Annotated in this window: 18 protein-coding genes; 11 read left to right on the forward strand and 7 right to left on the reverse strand. The window is 65.9% G+C overall.

Annotated features, from left to right (window positions below; translation table 11 throughout):
- Nucleotides 1-12: 12 nt before the first annotated feature.
- The 4 genes from NP511_RS17180 to NP511_RS17195 all read left to right on the forward strand — a co-directional run bounded on the left by NP511_RS17180 (nucleotide 13) and on the right by NP511_RS17195 (nucleotide 4,262).
- On the forward strand, nucleotides 13-1,017 hold the full coding sequence (locus NP511_RS17180) for a 5-methyltetrahydropteroyltriglutamate--homocysteine methyltransferase (protein WP_049966433.1): 1,005 nt from the start codon (nucleotides 13-15) through the stop codon (nucleotides 1,015-1,017).
- Nucleotides 1,014-2,087 carry a methionine synthase gene (locus tag NP511_RS17185; RefSeq protein ID WP_049966434.1) on the forward strand — a complete coding sequence of 358 codons (1,074 nt, stop codon included), beginning with the start codon at nucleotides 1,014-1,016 and terminating at the stop codon, nucleotides 2,085-2,087. Before NP511_RS17180 ends, NP511_RS17185 begins: the two co-directional genes overlap by 4 nt.
- A 90-nt stretch (nucleotides 2,088-2,177) precedes the next feature.
- Nucleotides 2,178-3,317 (forward strand): Gfo/Idh/MocA family protein, encoded by a 1,140-nt coding sequence (locus tag NP511_RS17190; protein ID WP_049966435.1) that lies wholly within the window; start codon nucleotides 2,178-2,180, stop codon nucleotides 3,315-3,317.
- Between the two features lie 552 nt (nucleotides 3,318-3,869).
- Nucleotides 3,870-4,262, forward strand: a complete 393-nt coding sequence (locus NP511_RS17195; RefSeq protein WP_049966436.1) for an acyl-CoA thioesterase — start codon at nucleotides 3,870-3,872, stop codon at nucleotides 4,260-4,262.
- A gap of 39 nt (nucleotides 4,263-4,301) precedes the next feature.
- Here the strand turns inward: NP511_RS17195 and NP511_RS17200 are convergent, their stop codons facing one another.
- Nucleotides 4,302-4,559: a hypothetical protein gene (locus NP511_RS17200; protein WP_049966437.1), complete on the reverse strand. Its 258-nt coding sequence runs from the start codon at nucleotides 4,557-4,559 to the stop codon at nucleotides 4,302-4,304.
- Nucleotides 4,560-4,689: 130 nt separating this feature from the next.
- Between NP511_RS17200 and NP511_RS17205 the strand changes: the two genes are divergently transcribed.
- The gene (locus NP511_RS17205) at nucleotides 4,690-5,922 is read left to right on the forward strand and encodes an HD domain-containing protein (RefSeq protein ID WP_049966438.1); all 1,233 of its coding nucleotides are present in this window, start codon (nucleotides 4,690-4,692) and stop codon (nucleotides 5,920-5,922) included.
- 79 nt (nucleotides 5,923-6,001) lie between these two features.
- On the opposite strand, the gene NP511_RS17210 is transcribed toward NP511_RS17205, so the two are convergent.
- Nucleotides 6,002-7,660 carry a potassium channel family protein gene (locus tag NP511_RS17210; RefSeq protein ID WP_049966439.1) on the reverse strand — a complete coding sequence of 553 codons (1,659 nt, stop codon included), beginning with the start codon at nucleotides 7,658-7,660 and terminating at the stop codon, nucleotides 6,002-6,004.
- 215 nt (nucleotides 7,661-7,875) lie between these two features.
- Here NP511_RS17210 and NP511_RS17215 point away from each other — a divergent pair, with 215 nt between their 5' ends.
- The 3 genes from NP511_RS17215 (at nucleotide 7,876) to NP511_RS17225 (ending at nucleotide 10,876) form a co-directional block, all read left to right on the forward strand.
- Nucleotides 7,876-8,370 (forward strand): cation:proton antiporter regulatory subunit, encoded by a 495-nt coding sequence (locus NP511_RS17215; RefSeq protein ID WP_049966440.1) that lies wholly within the window; start codon nucleotides 7,876-7,878, stop codon nucleotides 8,368-8,370.
- A 34-nt stretch (nucleotides 8,371-8,404) separates the two neighbouring features.
- Complete coding sequence (locus tag NP511_RS17220) at nucleotides 8,405-9,736, forward strand: cation:proton antiporter (RefSeq protein WP_049966441.1); 1,332 nt, start codon at nucleotides 8,405-8,407, stop codon at nucleotides 9,734-9,736.
- An 87-nt stretch (nucleotides 9,737-9,823) separates the two neighbouring features.
- On the forward strand, nucleotides 9,824-10,876 hold the full coding sequence (locus NP511_RS17225) for an amidohydrolase family protein (protein WP_049966442.1): 1,053 nt from the start codon (nucleotides 9,824-9,826) through the stop codon (nucleotides 10,874-10,876).
- Nucleotides 10,877-10,883: 7 nt separating this feature from the next.
- Here NP511_RS17225 and NP511_RS17230 read toward each other — a convergent pair whose 3' ends face one another.
- The 4 genes from NP511_RS17230 to NP511_RS17245 all read right to left on the reverse strand — a co-directional run bounded on the left by NP511_RS17230 (nucleotide 10,884) and on the right by NP511_RS17245 (nucleotide 13,639).
- A complete protein-coding gene (locus tag NP511_RS17230) occupies nucleotides 10,884-11,384 on the reverse strand; it encodes a gamma carbonic anhydrase family protein (protein WP_049966914.1) in 501 nt (166 codons plus the stop codon).
- A 340-nt stretch (nucleotides 11,385-11,724) separates the two neighbouring features.
- Entirely contained in the window at nucleotides 11,725-12,066 is a 342-nt protein-coding gene (locus NP511_RS17235) for a DUF3006 family protein (RefSeq protein ID WP_049966443.1), read from the reverse strand.
- Complete coding sequence (locus NP511_RS17240; RefSeq protein ID WP_049966444.1) at nucleotides 12,063-13,106, reverse strand: ComEC/Rec2 family competence protein; 1,044 nt, start codon at nucleotides 13,104-13,106, stop codon at nucleotides 12,063-12,065. The genes NP511_RS17235 and NP511_RS17240 overlap by 4 nt, the downstream gene beginning before the upstream one ends.
- Before the next feature lie 137 nt (nucleotides 13,107-13,243).
- Complete coding sequence (locus NP511_RS17245) at nucleotides 13,244-13,639, reverse strand: OsmC family protein (protein ID WP_006650478.1); 396 nt, start codon at nucleotides 13,637-13,639, stop codon at nucleotides 13,244-13,246.
- A gap of 133 nt (nucleotides 13,640-13,772) precedes the next feature.
- On the opposite strand from NP511_RS17245, the gene NP511_RS17250 reads away from it, so the two are divergent.
- Entirely contained in the window at nucleotides 13,773-13,967 is a 195-nt protein-coding gene (locus NP511_RS17250; protein ID WP_006650479.1) for a hypothetical protein, read from the forward strand.
- Between the two features lie 11 nt (nucleotides 13,968-13,978).
- On the forward strand, nucleotides 13,979-14,563 hold the full coding sequence (locus tag NP511_RS17255) for a metal-dependent hydrolase (RefSeq protein ID WP_006650480.1): 585 nt from the start codon (nucleotides 13,979-13,981) through the stop codon (nucleotides 14,561-14,563).
- A 69-nt stretch (nucleotides 14,564-14,632) separates the two neighbouring features.
- Here NP511_RS17255 and NP511_RS17260 read toward each other — a convergent pair whose 3' ends face one another.
- Nucleotides 14,633-15,361, reverse strand: a complete 729-nt coding sequence (locus NP511_RS17260) for a metal-dependent hydrolase (RefSeq protein ID WP_049966445.1) — start codon at nucleotides 15,359-15,361, stop codon at nucleotides 14,633-14,635.
- Between the two features lie 330 nt (nucleotides 15,362-15,691).
- On the opposite strand from NP511_RS17260, the gene NP511_RS17265 reads away from it, so the two are divergent.
- Entirely contained in the window at nucleotides 15,692-15,955 is a 264-nt protein-coding gene (locus NP511_RS17265; RefSeq protein ID WP_049966446.1) for a hypothetical protein, read from the forward strand.
- The last annotated feature ends 68 nt before the right edge of the window (nucleotides 15,956-16,023 follow it).

Consider the following 16,023-nt stretch of genomic DNA (forward strand, 5'->3'; position numbering starts at 1 on the left):
GTCGGGGCTACGATGACTGAGTACGTTTCGACCACGCCGGGGCTGTATCCGCTCCCGGACTGGGCGAAAGACGATCTCTCGGATCTCAAGGGACACCAGAAACACGACCTCATCAGCGGCGACGAGGGCGAGGAAATCACCGCGGCCTACGAGGAGGCCCGCGAGGAGGTCGTCGGCGTCCAGACCGAGGCCGGCCTCGACCGGATCGTCGAGGGCCAACTGCGCTGGGACGACATGCTCGCGCACCCGCTGGCCGTCGCCGACGCCGTCGAGACCCGCGGGATCGTCCGCTACTACGACAACAACAACTTCTACCGGGAGCCGGTCGTCACCGACGACCTCGAGCCGACCGGCGACGTCGCCGCGGAACTCGAGGCCGCGTCCGAGTTGATCGACGGTGAGGACCTGCAGGCCGTCCTCCCCGGCCCGTACTCGCTGTTCGATCTCGCGACCGACGAGCGCTACGGCGACGACGCCGACTTCCTCGCCGCGATCGCCGACTTCCTCGCGGGCGAGGTCGAGGCCTTCCCCGATGTCGAGACGCTGTTCTTGCTCGAGCCCTCGCTGGTCGAGTCCGCGCCCGGTGACGGGCTGGACGAACGCGCCAGCGAGGCGATCGATCGAGTCGCGAGCGCGACCGACGCCGACGTCGTCGTCCAGCCCTACTGGGGCGCCGTAGAGGAGAAGGTCTACGCGCACCTGCTCGACGCCGATATCGACGCGGTCGGCTTCGACTTCGTCGCGAACCAGGACGACAACGTCTACAACCTCCAGGAGTACGGCGCGACCGACGACGTCGCGCTCGGCCTTGCCGACGGCCAGAACACGCTCGTCGAGGACCCCGAAGCGATCCGTGACCGGGTCGAGTGGGTCGAGGGCCAGCTCGGGGTCACCGACTTCGAGACGGTCTACCTGACGACGAACACCGAGACGTTCTACCTGCCCTACCGCAAGTACGTGGAGAAACTCGAGGTTCTTGCCGAAGCCGCGGACCTCGCGGAGGTGACCGCAGCATGACCAACGAGAACAAAGACCAGTTCCGACCGGCCGATCACGCCAACGACCACTTCCTGCTGACGACCGTCGTCGGCTCCTACCCCAAGCCCAAGTGGCTCAACCGGGCAAAGGACCTGTACGAGGACGAGGACAGCGACTTCGACGAGGACAACTGGCAGGAAGCCAAAGACGACGCCGCCCGCCTGATTACGGCCGAACACGAACGCGCCGGCTTGGACGTCGTCGTCGACGGCGAAATGCGGCGCAACGAGATGGTCGAGTTCTTCGCCCACCGGATCGAGGGCTACGAGTTCAACGGCCCCGTCAAGGTCTGGGGCCACAACTACTTCGACAAGCCGAGCGTCGTCAGCGAGGTCGAGTACGACGACTCCTGGCTCGTCGACGAGTACGAGTTCACCGCCGATGCCACCGATCGACCGGTCAAGGTCCCGATCACGGGCCCCTACACGCTCGCGAACTGGTCATTTAACGAGGCCTACGAGGACGACGACGAACTCACCCTCGAGCTGGCCGACCTCGTCAACGAGGAGATCGAGAAGCTCGTCGACGCCGGTGCGCGCTACATCCAGATCGACGAGCCCGCGCTCGCGACGACACCGGACGACCACGCCATCGTCGGCGAGGCGCTGGAACACATCGTCGCGGACATCCCCGAGGAGGTCCGTATCGGGCTCCACGTCTGTTACGGCGACTACTCCCGGATCTACCCCGAGATCCTCGAGTTCCCCGTCGACGAGTTCGACCTCGAGCTGGCAAACGGCGACTACGAACAGCTCGATGTCTTCAAAGACCCCGAGTTCTCGAAGGACCTCGCGCTCGGCGTCACCGACGCCCACGTCGCCGAGGTCGAATCGGTCGAGCAGATCGAGGAAAACATCAAGAAAGGGCTCGAGGTCGTCCCGCCGGAACAGCTGGTCGTCTCGCCGGACTGCGGCGTGAAGCTGCTGCCGCGTGACGTCGCCTACGGCAAGATGGCGAACATGGTCCAGGCCGCCCGCAACGTCGAGGAAGCCCTCGACGAGGGCGACATCGACGTCGAGCGCGGCGCGCCGACGCCCGCCGACGACTGAGCGAGAGCGTCCCTTTTCGGTACTCGTCGCGGGAGTCGGCCGGCGAGGCCACCGCAAAGCGCTAACTACCGGGCCCGTGAACGGCCGTCCATGACCCTCGAGGTCGGCGTCCTCGGCTATCGGTTCATGGGGAAAGCACACGCGAACGCGATGGCGCGGCTGCCGATGTTCTTCCCCGACGCACCGGCGATCGAACGCAGCGTTTTGGTCGGCCGCGACGAGGCGGCGCTGGAAGACGCCGCCGAACGGCTCGGCTTCGACTCGACCGCGACCGACTGGCGCGCGGTCGTCGACGACGTCGACGCCTTCTACAACCTCGGCCCGAACCACGTCCACGCCGAGCCGTCGATCGCCGCCCTCGAGGCCGGGACGCCCGTGTTCTGCGAGAAGCCGCTCGCACCGACGCTCGAGGAGGCAGAGGCGATGGCCGAAACGGCCCGGGAGGCCGGCGACGACGTGCCCGCCGGCTGTGCGTTCAACTATCGGTTCGTCCCCGCGATACAGTACGCCAAGGAACTGCTCGAGGCGGGCGACCTCGGCGAGATCCACCACGTCCGCGGGCGGTACTTACAGGACTGGCTGGTCGACCCCGACGCGCCGTGGTCGTGGCGCAACGACGAGGAACTGGCCGGGTCGGGGGCGCTGGGCGATCTCGGCGCGCACACGGTCGACCTCCTGCGATTTCTGGTCGGGTCGGACGACCTCGCGGGGCCGATCGAGCGGGTCAGCGGCCATTTGGAGACGTTCGTCGAGGAACGGCCGGTCGGAGACGGCGGTGAGGGTGGGGATCCGGAGACCCGTCCCGTCACCGTCGACGACGCCTACACCGCCCAGCTCGAGTTCGCGAACGGCGCGATGGGCACCCTTGAGGGATCGCGCTTCGCGACGGGGCACAAGAACGACCACACCATCGAGATCCACGGCTCGAGTGGGAGCCTGCGGTTCTCGCTCGAGCGGCTGAACGAACTCGAGATCCTCCGGGAGGGCGACCGGGGCTACGAGACGATCCTCGTGACCGACGAAGACGACCCCTACGTCGACCACTGGTGGCCGCCGGGCCACGTGCTGGGCTGGGAACACACCTTCGTCCACGAGAACTACGAGTTCCTCTCCGCCGTCGCGCGCGGCGAGTCGTTCGCGCCGAGTTTCGCGGACGGGCTCGCGGCCCAGCGGGTCCTCGACGCGATCGAACGCAGCGACGATCGGGGGGAGTGGGTCGCGCTCGAGTGAGTTCGGCCGTGGTCATTTCCTCGAGCGGTTCGGTAGGCGGTCGGCCTCGAGAGAGGCAAGTTGTGTTTTGGGTCGGACCGCCACAGCCGACGTGCGGTGGCGCACGCTGTCGACTGCTCGAGTGAGAACGAGAGCAGTCGACGACACCGTGCGAGGGATGAGTGAACGCCGCCAGGCGTGAACGAATCGGTTGGGGAGGGTGTGGAGACTCCGTGCAGCCACGATAGCAGAACGACTCTCTTCTTCCCAACATCGCAGTCGATACGGACTTCCCTGCTATCGTGGCAACGGGGAATGACCACGTCCTCCCTAGCCGATTCGCTCTCACCTTTCAGTCGGTCGCTTATCCCTCACACAGAGTCGTGTCGCGGTTCGTTACTCACTCACCGCGACACAGCGCGCGTCACCGCACACCGTGTGGTCGGTTCGGCACGAGACGTCGCTCGCGGGCTTCGAAAACGGCAGTTCGAATCGTACGCCGACGAACTGCGTAACTCGAGCGGCCGACCGAGTTCGCAACCTATTCGCCGTGGCACCGCTTCTCACTGATCGATGGCGGCCTACGAGACGACGGTCGACGTCAGGACCGACGACCTCGGGCGCAGCGGCCACGTCAACAACTCGAAGTTCGTCGCTTACACCGACCTCGCGCGGGACCGCTACCTCGCGAGCCACGGCTACGGCCCCGACGACCTCGATCATCTGGTCGTCCGCCTCGAGGTCGAGTACGAGCGGGCGCTCGCGTCGCTGGACCCGGTTACCGTCGGAATCGACGTGACCGACGTCGGCGAGACGAGTGTCACCCTCGAGTACGAACTCCGGGACGCGGAGGGGGTCGTCGCGACGGTCACCACGGTGGCCGTCACGGTCGACGGGGAGGGCTCGATTCCGATTCCGGACCCGCTGCGCGAGGGACTGAGTGCCGACCTTGAGGGAACGACCTGATACCGGCCACTGCGGGGCTCGATTGGTTTGTGGCCCGTCTCAGCGGTGACTATCGCTCTCGATCGTCCCGACCGTGTGGATCTCGTCGTAGCGGACACTGCCCGCGTCGAGCGACTGGCCGTCGATTTCGAGATAGCCCGGTTCGAACCCCGTCACGTCGCCGACGACGTCGGTCCCGTGGTCCTCGGTCCGTTCCTCGCTCCGGACCTCGACGGTGTCACCGATCTCGAGGTGGTCCTGCACGAGGGCTTTGATGCGATCCGTGTCGGCATTCGGGGGAATCGTCAGGTCGGTCATCGTCCGTCGAGACGCCGACGGCCACGCGGGTAGTCGTTACACCGGTATTCGCAACCCCGCTTGCGGTGTCCGGACGGCTGTTGGGGGCCGGACGACCGTTTTTGTACGTTCAGGCCGAACTCTCGCGCCAATGAAGACGATCAAGGACAGCGTTCACGACCACATCCGGATCGACGGCGTCGCCCGCGATCTGCTGGACACGCCGGCACTCCAACGGCTGCGACGTATCAGCCAACTGGGCACCGTCTCGCTGGTCTACCCCTCGGCCAACCACACCCGCTTCGAACACAGCCTCGGCGTCTATCACCTCGCCTGCGAGGCCCTCGAGCAACTCGGCGTCGAGGGCCGGGAGGCCCAGCGGGTCCACGCCGCCGCCATGCTCCACGACGTCGGTCACGGGCCATTTAGCCACAACCTCGAGTCGCTGACCCACCGCCGGACCGGCCGGTATCACGACGACGTCCACGATCTGCTGGCCGACGGGGGGGTCGGCGGGGTGCTGCGATCCCACGGCCTGGAGCCCGGGAGGGTCGCCGACCTGGTCGCCGGAGAAGGCCGGTTCGGGCAACTCGTCTCCGGGGAACTCGACGTCGATCGGATGGACTACCTCGTGCGTGACGCCCACCACACGGGGGTCCCCTACGGGACGATCGACCACGGCCGGCTGGTTCGGGAGTTGACCTTCGCCGACGGCGAACTCGTCCTCGCGGAAGGCAACGTCCAGACCGCCGAGAGCCTGCTGGTCGCCCGGGCGCTGATGAACCCGACCGTCTACAGTCACAGCGTCGCCCGCATCGGGAAGGCGATGCTGCGCCGGGCGGCCGAACGGCTGCTCGAGTCGCCCGAAACCGATGTCGATGCGACGACACTCCAGCGGATGGACGATCCGGATCTGCTCGTCGCGTTGCGCTCGTGTCCGGCGACGAGCGAGTTCTCCCGCCGCCTCGATCAGCGCGATTTGTTCAAGCGGGCGGTGTGGGCGGAGATGGACGACGTGCCCGGCGGAATCATCGAGGCCGATCACGGGACGATCCGAGAGTTCGAACGCGAGATCAGCGACCGGGCCGGTGTCGACCCGGAGCGGGTCATCCTCGACGTGCCGAGTCGCCCCTCGATGACCGAGTCCACCTCGCGGGTGATGGTCAACGGCGAGATCAGGCGATTGGACGAGCAGTCGCCGCTGGTCGCGGCCCTGCGGGCGTCCCAGTACTCACAGTGGCGGCTCGGGGTGTACTCGCCGGCCGACCTGCGCGACCAGGTCGGCCGGGCCGCCGTCGACGTCCTCGGACTCGACATCGACGGAGCCTTAGTCAGCGAGGTCCGGAACGGCGTGGACGCGACGCTGGACCAGTTCGTCGACTAGGGTCCCGCGGTCAGTACAGGTGTACGTACCGCTTATTTCGGCATCGCGCCGCAGCTCCTCGGCAATATGGTCCCCGCACTCACGAGGAGGTGACCGTCCGCTCGAACTCCTGAATTGCATCGTCGCTCCCCGCGACGATCACTTCGTCGTCGGCTTCAATGGTGGTCCGTTCGTCGGTACGGATAGTTCCGCCCCGTGAGACGCCGATCACGGTCCATCCACGCTCTGGATTACGACGGGTATCCCCCAATGAATCGCCAGTAAACGGCGCTGCGTCGGCTCGAATCAGGCGGATTTGGCTTGTCGGAGACATGACCCGTTCACCGTGAACCTCCGCTGCGACCAGTCGGGCGGACACTTGTTGGATAGACAGAACGTAGTCAGCGCCCGCTCTAAATGCCGCCCTCGTCTTCTCGCTATCTGTCACACGGGCTAGGATCTCGATCTCGCTCGAGAGCGAGCGGGCGATGGCGATGGTCATCAGTGCGGTCGAATCGTTCCCGACGGTCACGACCAGGGCCGAAGCGTCGTCGATGCCGGCGTCGCGGAGCGTTTCCGGTTCGGTGACATCGCCGACGATATCGGGTCCCCGATCCTTCGATTCATCGACGGTCGTCACCGAGACGTCCGTCGGGAGTGCGTCGACGGCTGCGGTTCCGCCCTCACCGAAGCCGGCGACGATGAGCTTCGAGGGGGTTCGGATGCGCCGCGACCGAGCGCCCGCGATCTCGTCCGTGATTTCGTCGATCTCGCTCCTCGGTCCGGCGACGACTAACACGGTGTTGGGCGTGAGTTCGTCGTCGGGCGACGGCGGCAGGTGCAACTCGCCGTCGAACCACCCGGCGACCAGCGTCAGGTTCGGATGGTTCACGATCGGCGAGTCGCGCACTTTGACGCCGTGGAGCGGGCTATTTCGTCGGACGAGGATCTCGCGGACGTCGACCTCGTCGCCGTCGGCTCGGTCGGGCACCGTGACCGGCGTCGTCGCTTTCTCCGCTAACCGCTGGCCGATCAGCGCGTGCGGGGCGATACTTCGGCTAACACCGACCTCCGCCAGTGCTGCCTTCCGACGCGTCGACTCAGTGAAACTGATCACCCGCAGGTCCTCGTTGGCTTCCAGCGCTGTCAGGACGATACTCGCCGTTTCGTCGCCGGCGTCGGTGATGAGCAACGACGCTCGCTCGATCGTTGCACGGTCGAGGTCAGCCCGTTCTTCGGGATCGCCTTTGATCGCCTGATAGCCATCGTCCGAGAGCCGCTTCGCTTCCTCCTCGTCGGACTCGATGAGAACGTAGTCGATATCGAGTTCCTCGAGTTCGTCGAGGAGCAACTCGGTATCGTGCTGGTACTCCGCGATGACGACGTGGTCGTTCTTGGTCGTGAGGCGGTCGGAAAGGTCCAGCGGCGTCCGCTCGAAGAGCGGGATGACCAAGACCCGCAGCGTGACGAACCCAATGATGACGCCAGTCAACTGGATCGACACCATCAGGACGTTCATCACTGGCGTCTCCCAGGGCGAATCCGCACCGTACCCGGTCGTCGTCATCGTCTCGACGACCGTCTGGAACGACCGGAAGATCGACTGGGGGCGATCCTCGAGCGCCTGCATTCCCCAGTTGTAGACGACCGTGTAGAAGAGGACGACCGAAGCGAGACCGACCACGAAGAGTACTAACAGCCGTTGCCGTTGCGTCAGATCCCGCGGATGCAGTCCGTCTATATCCCGAAGCTCGCGCATGTGCTGTACCAGTCACTGTCGATAGCGTCTCCGATCGATTAAGTGACCGGTTTTGCTGGAACCGCCTGTTGGCACCGCGTATCGGCCCTCGAGCGCGAGCGCTGCGATGCCTGCAAATCGCTCCCTGACAGCGTCGATAAAACCACCGGCAGCGACGACTGTGATCGGTCGATCGGGACACGCCATTTATTATCACGCCCTCGCTTTGGTGACGTATGACCGTCTACGAGAGCGACCTCCCCGGCGTCGGGAAGAAGTTCGAGATCGAACTCGATGACGGGGAGCGCCTCGTCATCGTGACCCACAACACGGGGAAACGAGAGGTGTACCTGAAAGCGGACGCGGATGCAGACAGCGAGAAGGTGTTCGAGGCGTCGGATCGACTGGCCCGGAAAATCGGCACGATTCTGGAGGGAGCGTACTTCCAGCCGGTGCAGGCCGACAACGTCGAGACGATGCTCGCCGACGACACCTACCTCGAGTGGTACGGCGTCTCCGAGACCGCCGAGGTCGCCGGCCAGACCCTCGCTGAGGCGAACATCCGCGACGAAACCGGTGTCTCCGTCGTCGCCATTCAGCGCGGCGAGGAGTTGATTTCGCCGCCGACGCCGGAGACGGTCCTCGAGGTCGGTGACACGCTGGTCGTCATCGGCGACCGCGAGGACTGCGCCGAGTTCGAGGAACTGCTCGGAGCCGGACTCGACGAGTGATCGCAACGACCCTTCCTCCACGAGGTGAGCGCTAGTGGCGACTGAAACGGCGCTCGTCGATGTCGGTATTCTCTTTACTGCGGTCGCCATCGCTGGCGTCCTCTCGAGTCGGATCAAGCAATCGGTGATCCCGTTTTATATTATCATCGGGGTGGTGCTGGGATCGAACGTACTGGGAGAACTCCCTGCGCTCGCCGGCAACGAGGTCGGTGTCGGTGGCATCGCCGTCACCGTCCCCGAGGTGACGATCGGTGGTGTCGATCTTCTGGCCGCAGTCGGCGGACTCGCGCTCGGCGAGACCGACTTCATCGTCGTCGGTGCGGAGATCGGGATCGTCCTCCTCCTGTTCTTTCTCGGCCTCGAGTTCAACCTGAGCCGATTGATCGCGAGCAAAGACCGGATCGGCAAAGCGGGATCCGTCGATCTGGTCATCAACTTCGGTATCGGACTGCTCTTCGGCTATCTCGTCTTCGGAAGCTTCCTCGCAGCCTTCCTGACGGCGGGCATCGTCTACATCTCCTCGAGCGCGATCATCACCAAATCACTGATCGATCTGGGCTGGATCGCCAACGACGAGTCCGAACCGATGCTCGGCATGCTCGTCTACGAGGACCTGTTCATCGCGGTCTACCTGGCGATCGCGTCCGCACTGGTCTTGGGCGGCGGTGATATCGGGGAAGCCGTCGGACAGATCGGGATCGCGGTCGGGTTCATCCTCGCGTTGCTCGGGCTCGTCACCTTCGGGACCGGCTTCTTTCAGCGCTTTCTCGACGCCGACACGAACGAGTTCATCGTCGTCCGGGCACTCGGCGTCACGATCCTCGTCGCCGGGATCGCGCTCGCGCTGGGCGTCAGCGAGGCGGTCGCCGCCTTCTTCGTCGGCATGGCCTTCTCGTCGACCGATCACGTCCATGACTTAGAGCGACTGCTCGAGCCGTTGCGAGACGCGTTCGCAGCGATCTTCTTCTTCTGGATCGGCCTCGTCACCGATCCGGGACTGTTCACGCTTTCGATCCTCGGGATGATCGTCGCTGCGGTGTTCGTGACGACGCCGACGAAGATTATCAGTGGCTACCTCGGTGGGCGGATCTACGGCCTCGACGACCGTCGGTCACTTCGGGTCGGCTTCGGGATGGCCACTCGCGGCGAGTTCTCACTGATCATCGCGAGTCTCGCTCTCTCTGGGGCCGGCAGCGGCATGGCGGCGGAAACCGCACAGACGATCTACGCTTTCACGGTGGGTTACGTTCTGGTTATGAGCATTCTCGGCACCTCGCTCATGCAGTATTCGAACCGGATCGAACCCGCCGCTGTCTCGCTATTCGAACGGGTCCGCAGCGGAACGACACGGCTGACCGATACTTGAACGTGATAAACGAGCGCCTCGAGCCATACCGTCTACTGTCGCCCGTCGGTCGCAACGATTGAAAAGACGGCCCACGAACGGCTCGGTATGGAACGAACGGGAACGATCCTCCGCGGCCGCGAGTTCGAGCCCGTCGAGGGGCGGGTCGTGATCGGCGATGACGGCCGCATCGAGGCCGTCGAGGAGACGGCAGTCGAGAGCGACGATATCATTCTGCCGGCCTTTGTCAACGCTCACACCCACATCGGCGACTCGATCGCCAAGGAGGCCGGTGGCGGCCTCTCGCTCGAGGAACTGGTCGCGCCGCCGGACGGGCTGAAACACCGACTCCTGCGGGCGGCCTCGCAGGACGAACTCGCCGCCGCGATGCGACGCTCGCTGGGGTTCATGCAGCGGGCCGGCACGGCGGCCTGTCTGGAGTTTCGCGAGGGCGGCGTCGAGGGGGTTCGGACGCTCGAGCGGGCGGTCGAGGGCCTTTCGATCGACGCGCTGTCGTTCGCGCGGGGGTCGATCGACGCGATGCATGCGGGCGATGGCTTCGGGGCCAGCGGGGCCAACGACGACAGCTTCGATCGGGAACGGACGGCGACCCGCAAGGCGGGCAAGCCCTTCGGCATCCACGCCGGCGAGGTCGATTCGAGCGATATCAATCCGGCCCTGGATCTCGATCCCGACTTTCTGGTCCATATGGTCCATCCCGAACCGGTCCACCTCGACCGGCTCGCGGACAGTGAGATTCCAGTGGTCGTCTGCCCGCGGTCGAACCTCGTCACCGACGTGGGGCTGTCGCCCTACGCGGAACTCAACGAACGGACGACACTCGCGCTGGGGACGGACAACGTGATGCTGAACTCGCCGTCGATGTTCCGCGAGATGGAGTTCCTCGCGAAGCTGTCGGAGCTGCCTGCCGCCGAGATCCTCCGGATGGCGACGGTCAACGGGGCCGAGATCGCGGATCTGGAGTACGGTTTGGTCGAGCCCGGGCGGGAGGCCCGCCTGCTGGTGCTGGATGGCGACTCCGATAACCTCGCGGGCGCTCGCGATCCGGTTCGAGCCGTGGTCCGGCGGGCCGGCGTCGACGACGTGCGAGAGGTTCTCTACGGAACGGGCGCGACCGCGGCCGGCGACGGCGACCGCTGAGGGACGGTCAGTCCAGCCGTTCCGACGTCTCGGCGTGTTCCGACGCGAGTTCGACGTACCGGTCGGCCGTCGCCTGCAGGTGGGCGTCCTCGATCTCGGTCTTCGGCTCCGCGGGGGTGCCGGCGACCAGCGTGGACTCGGGGATCTCGGTGCCCTCGGTGACGACGCTGCCGGCGGCGACGACCGATCCCTCGCCGACGTGGGCACCGTCCAAGACGACCGCGTTCATGCCGACCAGCGCGCGCTCGGCGACGGTCGCAGCGTGGACGATGGCGCTGTGGCCGACCGTCGAGTACGGCGCGAGTTCGGCGTCCTCGTGGAGGACGGCGTTGTCCTGGACGTTCGCCCCCTCGCCGACGACGATCCGGCCGTGATCCCCGCGGATCGTAACGTTCGGCCAGACGCTTGCGTCTTCCTCGATGACGACGTCGCCGATGACGACCGCTGCGTCGTCGACATACGCGGAGTCGGCGACCTGCGGTTCGGTCCCGTCAAACGATCGTAACATGGCCGTTCCTGTCTCGAGGACGGTCTTCAACCTGCCCATCCCGACTCGCATGCACGCCGTCGACTCGAGCGGTCTCGACGTGAGGGAAATCGGCTCGACCGACCGACTCCGAGCGCGCAGCGCCGTAAGGGGGACGATGCTGCCGACTCGCTGGATTCGTTCGTCGCGAGGCCCAATACGTTTTGGCAGTAGGGCTAATGCCGAGACTTCCCAACGTGGGGATGGCGACACGCCATCGTCGCACCGACGGCCGCGTGTCGCCTGTCATCCCCCCGAACCCACCCGCGGTTCGGTACTTCCCCTTTCCGTTTCGTCCCCTCCACTCACCCGTCCGCTGGCGCTACTCGTCGGGCAACCGCTCGGAGAGTCGGTCGAACCGCTCCCGGGCGGACTCCCGACGCGCCCCTTCCGCGTCCGCTCGGTAGGTCGCCTCGAGCAGCGTTCCGTCCGTCTCGACTCGAACGTCGAAGACGGCCCCCTCGTGGCGGCCCTCGGCCGGCAGAGTGTCGACGCCGACGACGAGTTCGTCGACGACTGTCGGCCGTCCGGCCTCCGTTCTGTCCCTGGGTTCCTCGCCAGGCACGTTCTCGGCCGCCCCGTCGTCACCATCGTCCTCGAGCAACAGCACCGCTTGCTCCCCGTCGACGATGCGGTCGAGGACCCCGGTGTAGGGTTCGCTCATCGGGGGAGCGTACGGGCGGGAGTGCTATCAAACGAGGGCCGGACCTCGTCGGCGCGCGGGCGCTCGCCCCCGTTCGGTTCTGTCGCGAGCGACGACTGCGCATCGGCTTTCCGCTCGAGCAGCGCTTCGGGATCGGTCGGCCCCTCGCGTTCGGTCGCAACGTCGATCTCACTGCCGTCGGTCGCGAGAACGACGGTCCCGTGGACGCCGGTCCAGTAGGTCTCGACGCCACGGTCGGCAAAGGCCGCCAGCACCTCGTCGTGGGGGTGGCCGTACCGCGAGTCGAGCGGACTCGAGACGACGGCCACCTCGGGGGCGACCGCGTCGAGGAACGGATCGGTCGAAGCGGTCGAGGAGCCGTGGTGGCCCGCCTGATAGGCGTCGGCGGCGAGGTCGTCGCCGCGTGTTTCGACCAGTCGGCGTTCGGCCCGCTCGTCGATGTCACCGGTTGTCAGGTAGGAAAAATCACCGTACTCGAGCGCGAGGACGACGCTGTTGGCGTCGATGTCGTCACCGGTCCCGTCTTCGGGCGGGTTCAGGACGGTCGCCTCGAGGCCGTCGCTCTCGAGCGGGAGGGTATCGCCCGCCGCGACCTCGTACAGCGTCACGTTGTAGGCCTCGATCGCGTCGAGATACGCGTCGTAGGTGGCGGTCGTGTGCGGGACGCCGGAGTCGTAGACCGCGCCGACGCCCTCGCCGTTCGTCTCGAGGTACTCGATGACGGCGGGGTGGCCGCCGATGTGGTCGGCGTGGCCGTGGGTCGTGACCAGGTGGTCGATCCGGTCGATGTCGTGGGCTTCGAGGTAGTCGACGACTGTCGCACCGTCGTCGCGGTAGTCACCGGTGTCGATCAGGATCGTCTCGTTCGACGGCGTGATCACGAGCGTCGAATCGGCCTGCCCGACGTCGATGTGGTGGATCTCGAGGTCGCCGCCGGTACCGGCCGTGGCGGTCCCGTCGCCGTCCACGCCACCGAATCCGCCACAACCGGCGAGGACGAGCAGTCCCGCGACCACGACGACCGTGCTGGTTCGACCCATTCGTATCGTGACGGACGGCCGCGGGGACAATGTGCGTTCGGACCCCTCCGATCACGGAACTGCTTGGACGGCTGACCGGAACGGGCAAGCGCCTACGGAGGCAAAACGGGAGTGGCGGCCGTGGAGCCGGACTGTCCTCAGAACGCGTCGCCCTCGAAGCTCGTCTCCGCGTGCAGCCCGTCTTTGAGCGCGTCGTGGACCTTGCAGAGTTCGAAGGCCCGCTCGAGGATCTCCTCGCCGGTGTCGTCGTCGACGTCGGCCGCGACGCGGATATCGAAGCTGATCGACTCGAGTTTGTCGTCGTCGTTGAGTTCGCCGTCGATGTCGATCTCGATCCGGCCGAGATCGTCGGCCCCGCGCTGTTGGCCGCCGACCCGCAACGCCGGTACGTAACAGGAGCCGTAGGCCGCAAGCAGCGTCTCGAGCGTTCCCGGGGCGTCCTCGCCGTTGGCGTCGATGGTCGTCTCGAAGTCGCGGATCTCGTTGGTCGCGCTGTACCCCTCGTCGGAAACGGTGGTGACCTGCTTCGCCATAGCACTCGAGTCGTCTACGAGCGATGGTGTAAACGTTTGGTCGTTGGCTCCGTGAGTCGGAATCGCGGCGTCTGGCCTGCACCTGCAGCGTGGTTCGACTTGCCGGTCGCGGGCCAACGTCCGCGGACGAACGATGGTGTCTCTCGACAGACGGTCGATCAACAGGCTCAGCGTCCTCTCGACGCTGATCGACAGCGCGCTGGAGTTTCGACGGGGGCGGCCGAAGAGCGGACTCCTGCTTCTCGGCGCCGCCGCGCTCTCCGCACGGCTCCCGGGCATCGGAACGGGCGCGTCGCTGGCCCTTCGAGCAATACGGCGGCTCCGCTAGCGGGTGATTCGATGGTCGATGTCACCGGTCACCTCGCGATGGCGCTGTTGTTCGCTGCCCCAGCGTGGCTCGTCTGGGGTCGCCGAGCGGCGCTTTCGTTCGCCGGCTTCACGCTGGTGACGGCCATGCTCCCGGACACCGATCTCGTCTTGCAGGGCGTTCTTCCGATCAGCCATCACGGCGTGACCCATACCGTGCTGTTCGTGGCGCTGAGTAGCGTCCTCGTCGGCGCGGTCGCGGCCCGCTATCTCACCGACTGGTTCAACGCTACCCGCTGGATCCGAAGCACCGACATCGGGAGCGAGGCGGTCTTCGTGTTCGCGACAGCGGGGCTGCTTACCGGCGGTATCAGCCATCTGTTTGCCGATGTCCTCTCCGCGCCGGACATCGCGCCTCCGCTCTCGCCGTTCTGGCCGGTCTATTCCGACCCGGTGATCGTCGACGTCATCTACTACGACTCGCCAGTGTGGAACTTCGGCCTGTTCGGCGTCGCCGTTGCCCTCCACTTGCTGCTCGTCCGGGACGATCGGTATCCGCTCGAGACGCGCTACCGAATCGGAAGCACCGAGCCGTCCGCTACCGGTACTGACGACTGATTGCTCGGTCGGGCCAAGAAAAGGCGATCGCGGGTCGCATCGACCGACTCGCTCGTCGCGGCCCTCCGCTCAGCCCTCGAGTTCGAACGGCTCGTCGGCCTCGATCGTGTGGACCTCGGCGTCGCTACCGGTGCCCGTGACTTCGCTGGCGAAGTCGTCGGGGTCCTGTTCGATCGGCGGGAAGGTGTCGTAGTGCTGCGGGAAGGCGTGGTCGACGTCGAGCCAGTCGACGGCGACGGCGGCCTGCATCGGTCCCATCGTGAAGTGGTCGCCGATCGGGACGATCGCCGCGTCGGGCTCGAGATAGGGGCCGATGACGTCTTTCATCTCGCTCATCAGGCTGGTGTCACCGGCGTTGTAGATCGTCGTCGACTCCCCGTCTTCGACCTGCGTGGGCTTCGTGTCCGAAATGACGAAGCCGGCGGGCATGCCGGCGCTCATATCGTTCTCGGTCATGATCCCGTTGGTGTGGTCAGCACGGGTCATGGTGACGTAGGCGTCGCCACACTCGACGGTGCCGCCGAGGTTCATCCCCATCCCGCCGACGGCGTCCTCGAAGCCGAACTCGTCCTCGCAGTAGGAGACGAGTTCCGGCGTCGCGACCAGCGTCGCATCCGAGAACTCGCCCGCGTGAGCGATGTGGTCGGCGTGGCCGTGCGTCAACAGCACGTAATCCGGCGTATCGACGTCCGCCGGCTCCAGATCCGTCTTCGGGTTGTCGAAGAACGGATCGATCAGCAGCTCCGTCTCCCCCACGGTGACGTGCCACGTCGAGTGGCCGTGCCAGGTAAGTTCCATAGCATCCGCCCGATTCGGGCGAATGTAACTTAAAAGTGGGCGAGGCGGACGACTCCTCGAGCTGACGGCGTCAGCGATGTCGCGGTCAACGGGTGCCTGACCCCACCATCGGGGACCGTCGGCCCGCCGTCCCCGAAGTGGACGATCACCATACTTTATGCCTCAGCTCTTGCTACGCCAGCAAGCCGCAGGCGAACTGACACACCACGCATGCGGCGGTGGTCCCCGTGGCCGGCCCTGACGGGTCGTTGCGGGGATCACTGGCTTTCGGCAACTGCCGGTCGACCGGCGATGCCGTGGCGTTTTTTAGCTCCGGTCCGTACGGCGACTATGCTCGCGCTTACGCTCGAGGAGTTCATGGTAGAGTTGAACGACGGTGCCATCAAGAACGTCGGACCGAACAACAAGGCGGCGACGGCCAAGCTGTTCGACGTCGAGTCGGCCGAAGCGCGGGAGTTCGGCGACAAGCGCGTCAAGCTCGTCTTCGAGGACGAGGACGACAACGAGATCCAGATCTCGCTGTTCCCGGAGGACGTCCGTAAGCTGGTCGACGACGTCGAGGCCCTCGAGGAGGAGTCGCCGGTCTTCGACTGAGACGCTTTGCTGTCCCGATTTCCCGGTGGGACCACAGGGCGGTCGCGGTCCCACTGGCAATGACGGAC

The organism is Natrinema thermotolerans, from assembly GCF_031165565.1.
GTDB classification, from domain to species: domain Archaea; phylum Halobacteriota; class Halobacteria; order Halobacteriales; family Natrialbaceae; genus Natrinema; species Natrinema thermotolerans.